This is a genomic window from Shewanella sp. BJSY2023SW007 (assembly GCF_047314525.1).
In the GTDB taxonomy this organism is placed as follows: Bacteria; Pseudomonadota; Gammaproteobacteria; order Enterobacterales; family Shewanellaceae; genus Shewanella; species Shewanella chilikensis.
This window is the reverse complement of record NZ_JBKORL010000041.1, coordinates 55,681-62,583: the sequence shown is the minus strand read 5'-3', so window position 1 is coordinate 62,583 and position 6,903 is coordinate 55,681. Positions and strand designations below refer to the sequence as shown.

Here is a 6,903-nt window from a genome sequence, read left to right as displayed (position 1 = left end):
GCCCTAAGCCAAATCGGCCTAGGGCGGTAAAAATATCAAAGACCCGATATCCTGTTAATCACAAGGCAGCTCCGCTTAAGTGAACTACGTTGCGGAAAATTCCGGGCTTGTTTGTTGATTGTTGAGTCTGGCTAACAGAGTGAAAGCCGTTATGCCTGCTCGCGGGCGATGGCGCGATAGCCTATGTCGGTTCTGAAATAGACATCGTCCCAATGGACTTCATCCACCAGGGCATAAGCGGCCTGTTGGGCCTCGGTCACTGTGTTGCCCAACGCGGTGGCGCACAATACCCGGCCGCCATTGGTGACTACATGGCCATCGACCATCTTGGTACCGGCGTGGAACACCTTGGCTTCATTATTGCCGAGCGAAAGCCCTTCGATAACATCACCCTTGCGGTAATCATCAGGATAGCCCCCGGCGGCCATGACCACACCGACGGCGGCGCGCTGATCATATTCGGCGCTGACCTTGTCCAGCTCACCACGGCAGGCGGCCAGGCAGAGCTCCACCAGATCCGACTTGAGGCGCATCATGATAGGTTGAGTCTCGGGGTCGCCAAAGCGGCAGTTGTATTCCAGCACCTTGGCGCTGCCATCGGCGGCAACCATCAAGCCGGCATAGAGGAAGCCGGTGTAGACATTGCCTTCGGCGGCCATGCCGTCAACCGTTGGCCGGATAACATTGGCCATGACCCAATCATGCACTGTTTGGGTGACGACCGGCGCCGGGGAGTAAGCACCCATGCCGCCTGTGTTGGGGCCGTTGTCGGCGTTGTCACGGGCCTTGTGATCCTGGCTGGTGGCCATAGGCAGAATATTGTTGCCGTCGACCATCACGATAAAGCTGGCTTCTTCGCCGCGCAGAAACTCCTCAACGACCACTCTGGAGCCGGCTTCGCCGAACTTGTTGCCTGCCAGCATATCGTCGATGGCGGCATCGGCCTCGGTTTGATCCTGGGCGATGATTACCCCTTTACCTGCGGCCAGACCATCGGCCTTGATCACCACAGGGAAACCAGTGCGACCGGCAAGCTCGGTAACATAGGCCTTGGCCGGGGCAATTTCAGTGAAGTTCTGGTAGTCGGCGGTTGGGATCCGGTGGCGGGCAAGAAAGTCTTTGGTAAAGGCCTTGGAGCCTTCCAGTTGCGCCGCCGCTTCGGTGGGGCCAAAGATATTCAGGCCTTCGGCGCGGAAGGCATCGACTACACCCTGTACCAGAGGGGCCTCTGGGCCGACTATGGTGAGGGCTATCTGTTGTTGCTTGGCAAAGGCCAGCAGCGCCGGGATATCCGTGGCTTCTATCGCCAGGTTTTCCAGCTTGGGCTCCAGCGCCGTGCCGGCATTCCCCGGAGCAACAAATACGGTTTCCACGGCGGCAGATTGCGCTGCCTTCCAGGCCAGGGCATGTTCACGACCACCACCACCAATCACGAGTACTTGCATCTTCTTATCCTTGTTTCGCTTAACGCCTTGCGGGCAGGTTCAGGCCGGGCAGGGCTTTGTTACGGCGAATCGCCGGAGGTTATTCCGGCGATAAGTTCATTGCATCAGTGCAGGCCGGTTTGGGCCTGCTGACTATCAGTGACGGAAGTGGCGCATATTGGTAAATACCATGGCCATTCCATGCTCGTCTGCAGCGGCAATCACCTCTTCATCGCGGATTGAGCCACCGGGTTGAATGATGCAGCTGATACCGGCAGCAGCAGCGGCATCGATACCGTCACGGAAGGGGAAGAAGGCATCGGATGCCATCACTGAACCTTCCACGACCAAGCCTTCATCGGCGGCCTTGATACCGGCGATTTTGGCGCTGTAGACCCGGCTCATTTGACCTGCGCCCACCCCTATGGTCATGCCGTCTTTGGCATAAACAATGGCGTTGGACTTAACGAATTTGGCGACCTTCCAGCAGAACAGCAGATCTTTGATTTCTTCGGCAGTAGGTTGACGCTTGCTGACCACCCTGAGGTCGGCCTCGGTTACCATGCCTTGATCTCTGTCCTGGATCAGCAGACCACCGTTGACCCGCTTGTAATCCAGGCCCTTGGTACGGCCTTGCCACTGACCACATTCAAGCAGACGGACATTGGCTTTCTTGGCAACCAGCTCGCGGGCTTGCTCGCTGACCTTAGGAGCGATGATCACTTCAACAAACTGACGCTCGACAATGGCCGCCGCAGTGGCGCCGTCCAGCTCACGGTTGAAGGCGATGATGCCGCCGAAGGCCGAGGTAGGGTCTGTCTTGAAGGCGCGGTTGTAGGCGTCCAGCAGATCGCTGCCCAGGGCGACACCACAGGGGTTGGCGTGCTTGACGATAACGCAGGCGGGTTGCTCAAATTCCTTGACGCATTCCAGTGCGGCGTCGGTGTCGGCGATATTGTTGTAAGACAGCGCCTTACCCTGCAGCTGCACGGCAGTGGCGACCGAGGCTTCGTCTGTGTTGAGGTCAACATAGAAGGCGGCACTTTGGTGGCTGTTCTCGCCGTAACGCAGATCTTGTTTCTTCAGCAGCTGAGTGTTGAAGGTGCGCGGGAACTTGGAATCCTGATGACACTCGTCCTTGCTGTGGGCCGGAACCTGAGTGCCGAAGTAGTTGGCTATCATGCCATCATAGGCGGCCGTATGTTCAAAGGCGGCAATGGCCAGATCGAAACGGGTCGCCAGAGTGGTTGAGCCCTGGTGGGCCGCCATTTCTGCCAGTACGCGTTGATAGTCAGAGGCGTTGACCACTATGGTGACATCTTTATGGTTCTTGGCCGCGGCGCGCACCATGGTCGGGCCGCCGATATCGATATTCTCGATGGCGTCTTCCAGGGTACAACCCGGCTTGGCAACGGTTTCGGCGAAGGGGTAGAGGTTAACGGCCACCAGGTCAATCGGGCCTATGCCGTTGGCTTCCATGACGGCTTCGTCCTGGCCACGACGGGCGAGAATACCGCCATGCACTTTGGGATGCAGTGTCTTGACCCGGCCATCCATGATCTCTGGGTGACCTGTGTAGTCTGAAACTTCAATGACAGGTATAGCGTTATCCGCCAGCAAGCGGGCGGTGCCTCCGGTGGACAGCAGTTCAACGCCCTGGGCATGCAGCGCCTTGGCGAACTCCAGGATTCCGGTCTTATCAGATACGCTCAAGAGCGCGCGACGTATGGGTCTGGCATTATTCATTTGGGTACAGTATTCCACTTTTTTATATTCAAGGATCTTTCGGAAAACCAGGCAGTGCTGATTTGCATTGTTTTCCAAAAGTCCCTCGAATGGTCCGGGAACCCTCAAGGCGCGCTGTATTTTAACGTAAAACAATTTGTGGCGGTGTTTTTTCTACGCGTTTCACAATATTGCTCTGCGAACAAGCCAAAACCCCGAAGCGGGATAAAAAACACTTGACCTTGGATTAAGCTCTAAGCTTTATACTTGAATAGGAATTATTAGCAGGAACTGCATATGTACAGGATAGGTGAACTGGCCAAGCGCTTTGATATCAAGGCCGATACCCTGAGGTTTTACGAGAAACACGGCCTGCTGGCACCCTCTATGCGCACCGACTCCGGTTACCGGGTCTACAGCGACAGGGATGCCGAGCGGCTGAAGTTTATTCTCAGGGCCAAGGCGGTGGGTTTTACCCTGGGGGAGATAGCCGAGCTTTTGTCCATTGAACTGGATAAGTCCAACCGTGCCTGCAGCGATGTCAAAGGCATGGTGGACGACAAGTTGGATAAGGTCCAGCAGAAAATTGCCGAGCTTAATCAGTTCCGCCAGTCTTTGCAGTTACTGTCTGATACCTGCTGTGGCGGCCCTGAAAGTGCCGAGCATTGTTCGATTTTGGAGGCGTTGGAGTCCTGTGACGATGAGCTGTCCCCCAGAGTCGAAACCGGCAAGGGTCACAAGCACAGTCATGCCAATAGCCGTGTAAGTAGGGGCGCAAAATCATGTTGATGGATAATTTTATTGAGCTGTTTCTCGAGTCGGCCCCCTGGCTGCTATTGGGGCTGGTGCTGGCGGGGCTGCTAAAGGTTTTTGTTCCCATGAGCTGGATGCAAAAACAATTGGGGGGCCATGGCCTCAAGACCACGGTCAAGGCGGCCCTGCTGGGCGCGCCTTTGCCGCTGTGTTCCTGCGGCGTTATCCCGGCCGCTGTTGGCCTGAGACGCAGCGGCGCCTCCAAGGCGGCTACCACCTCTTTTCTGGTATCGACCCCGGAAACCGGCGTCGATTCGGTCACTGTCTCCTATGTTCTGCTCGGCCCCTTTATGGCGATTGTCAGGCCCATTGCCGCGGTGTGCAGTGCCATAGTGGCAGGTTTGCTGGTTGGCCGCGATGATGAGCCGGTTTTGCCCTCTGAGGCAGTGAAGAAGAGCGAGCCGGAGAAGGCTCAAGCCAAAACTGCGGCTCAGTTCAAGCCGGTAGGCGCCGCCAACTACAGTCCTCTCAAGGCCGCGCCGACACAAGCTCAGAGTTCCTGCTGTGCCCCGGCCAAGGTGCAAGAGGCAGACTGCTGCAGTACGGCTAAGATCAGTACCGCTAAGGCCAGCACCGCCGGCGGGTCTTGTTGCTCTTCGGTCAAGGAGGAAGCCACTCAGTCCTGCTGCTCTCAACCTAAGGTAGAGGCGGCTTCATGTTGTTCATCATCGCAATCGGCCTCGAGCTGCTGCGACAGTGACGACATGGCAGCTGAACTCAAGTCGAAGTCTGTCTTGCATAGAGTGCTGGCCGGTCTCAAGTATGCCGCCACGGATCTGGTGCGTGACACCGCCATCTGGTTGCTGGTGGGGTTGTTCTTTGCCGCACTGGTACAGACCTATGTGCCGGGAGACTTCCTGGCCCAATGGGGCGGCGGTATTCTGGCCATGCTGGTGATGGTTCTCATCTCAATCCCCATGTATATCTGTGCCACTGCTTCGACGCCGATAGCGGCAGGTTTGCTGCTGGCCGGGGTTTCCCCGGGCGCCGTGTTGGTGTTTATGCTGGCGGGACCTGCCACCAACATAGCCACCCTAGGCGTAGTCGCTAAAGAGATGGGTAAACGGGCGCTTTACGGCTATCTTGGCGGGGTACTCGGAGTGGCGCTGCTGGCTGGAATGCTGGTGAACCTGCTGGTGGCGAACTTTGGTTTTGAAGTGATGCCGCAGATAGGGGAAGAGCACCAGTTACTGCCACAGGCCGTGGTTAACTGGTCGGGGATTGTTCTGGCGCTGCTGATGGCCAAGGTGATTTACGATAAGATCCCCAGGCGTTGGCTGCGGAGGGATTGCTGCTCCGGCTGACACTCCACTGCACAAGGGAAAGGCGCTCGATTGAGCGCCTTTCGTTTTATCTATTGCCAAACAGGGGCTGTGAAGGGAGAGGGTCATTTGCCTTGTTTGATATTCTCCACAGGATTGAGTTTGGCCTGCTTCTTGGCCATTTTGGCGGCCCGCTTCTCCTTGGCAGAGTGCATGGGTTTCTTCTTTTGCTCTTTGCTGTTTTTGTGCTCTTTCATGGTGTTGATTCCATTGATAGCGAAAGCCTGGCTGGGGTTTTTCTCCCCGCTTCCTGCAATTTAAGATCCACTTACAGCTGGCATACCGGTCAGTCAGACACCGGCGTGATTCAACCAGTTGGTCGGCCTGGGCCGACCTGGATATTTTACGCCTGTTGCCGAAATACTGCTGTCGGCTTCAATAGAATATTTGAGAATAACGCTTTGCTTTTGAGATGGTATTTGACTAAGGAGCGCGAACAAGTTCTATCTGTGCACTGTGTCGGCTTGCATGCCTGAATGCAAGGCGCGGTTCGCAGCCAATGGCCCTGGCCCTTTGCGAGAATTTCCCAAGAGTATTTCACTACAAAGTGGCCAGGGCCGTGCGAAAGATTGTGTGAGAGAGTGAGTGAAAGCCTGGGCGAATCAGTCGCTGCCACAACCTTCCTTTAAAGCGCTTCCGCCTTGAGCATGGCTCTTGGGCGTCTCGCACGATACTGCACCAGGCTGACCCCGGTCAGCACCAAGGCACCGCCGACATAGTGAGGGACTCCCAACTGCTCACCCAGTAACGTGGATGCCAGCACTGCGGTGAAGATTGGCATCAGGTTCATAAAGATGGCGGTTCTCTCTGTGCCCAGCAACGCAATCGCCTTGATCCAGGCCCAAGGCGCCAGAATCGAGGCACAGATAGCGGCATAGGCTATCAAGGGCAGTGAAGCTTGGGTGATGCTGATACTGCTGGCAAAGAGCAGCAGGGGCGACAGCATGAACACGGCGAACAGTATCTGCATATACAGCAGGTCCCAGGTCGGCAGTTGCAGCGACCAGCGTTTTAACAGCACGCCATAGAGGGCGTAGACCACGGCGGCCAGCAACAACAAGAGATCGCCGGGTACCACAGAGGTTGACAGCCGGGCCAAGTCGCCTTGGCTGAGCATAAACAGCAAACCGCTGAAAGAGATAAAGGCGCCCAGCAGAGCCAATTTGGAGAGCCTCACTCCGAGCAAAGACACCGCCAGTAGCAGGCTTAGAACCGGCACCAGAGAGGTGATCAGCGCCATATTGGTGGCGCTGGTGGTCGCGGCGGCAAAATACGCCAGGCTTTGGTTCAGCACCATTCCCAAGCTGGCCAACACGGCGAGTTTGCCAAGATGAGGGCGAATCATGGCGCGGCGGCGCCAAACCCCGGGAAGCAACACTGGGGTCAATAACAAAAGTGCAAAGGCCCAACGGTAGAAAGAGATGGCTTCCGGCGCTATAACATCGGCGGAGAGTTTATTAACCAGACTATTGCCGGCCCAGATGGCTACCGCCAATAATGGAAAAAGATACAAAAAAGGACTCCTCAGCCCTAAGAACAAGGCTTAACAGATAGATAATAGGGGCAGATTATTCCACGTCTTATGTGATATATATATCTGCTATCAGACAAGTTCAATC

General features: G+C 56.1%; 6 protein-coding genes. 2 read left to right on the top strand and 4 right to left on the bottom strand.

Annotated features, from left to right (window positions below; translation table 11 throughout):
• Positions 1-149 precede the first annotated feature (149 nt).
• Both purD and purH read right to left on the bottom strand, forming a co-directional pair.
• Positions 150-1,445, bottom strand: coding sequence for a phosphoribosylamine--glycine ligase (gene purD / locus ACMHXE_RS07740; RefSeq protein WP_101056230.1), 1,296 nt, complete (start codon positions 1,443-1,445; stop codon positions 150-152).
• Positions 1,446-1,580: 135 nt separating this feature from the next.
• Positions 1,581-3,170 carry a bifunctional phosphoribosylaminoimidazolecarboxamide formyltransferase/IMP cyclohydrolase gene (gene purH, locus ACMHXE_RS07735; RefSeq protein ID WP_101056231.1) on the bottom strand — a complete coding sequence of 530 codons (1,590 nt, stop codon included), beginning with the start codon at positions 3,168-3,170 and terminating at the stop codon, positions 1,581-1,583.
• A 276-nt stretch (positions 3,171-3,446) separates the two neighbouring features.
• Between purH and zntR the strand changes: the two genes are divergently transcribed.
• Both zntR and ACMHXE_RS07725 read left to right on the top strand, forming a co-directional pair.
• Positions 3,447-3,938, top strand: a complete 492-nt coding sequence (zntR, locus tag ACMHXE_RS07730; RefSeq protein ID WP_101056232.1) for a Zn(2+)-responsive transcriptional regulator — start codon at positions 3,447-3,449, stop codon at positions 3,936-3,938.
• Positions 3,932-5,266, top strand: a complete 1,335-nt coding sequence (locus ACMHXE_RS07725; RefSeq protein ID WP_101056233.1) for an SO_0444 family Cu/Zn efflux transporter — start codon at positions 3,932-3,934, stop codon at positions 5,264-5,266. Before zntR ends, ACMHXE_RS07725 begins: the two co-directional genes overlap by 7 nt.
• 83 nt (positions 5,267-5,349) lie before the next feature.
• On the opposite strand, the gene ACMHXE_RS07720 is transcribed toward ACMHXE_RS07725, so the two are convergent.
• Complete coding sequence (locus ACMHXE_RS07720; protein WP_263619495.1) at positions 5,350-5,481, bottom strand: hypothetical protein; 132 nt, start codon at positions 5,479-5,481, stop codon at positions 5,350-5,352.
• Between the two features lie 428 nt (positions 5,482-5,909).
• Complete coding sequence (locus ACMHXE_RS07715) at positions 5,910-6,797, bottom strand: DMT family transporter (protein WP_101056234.1); 888 nt, start codon at positions 6,795-6,797, stop codon at positions 5,910-5,912.
• Between the last annotated feature and the right edge of the window lie 106 nt (positions 6,798-6,903).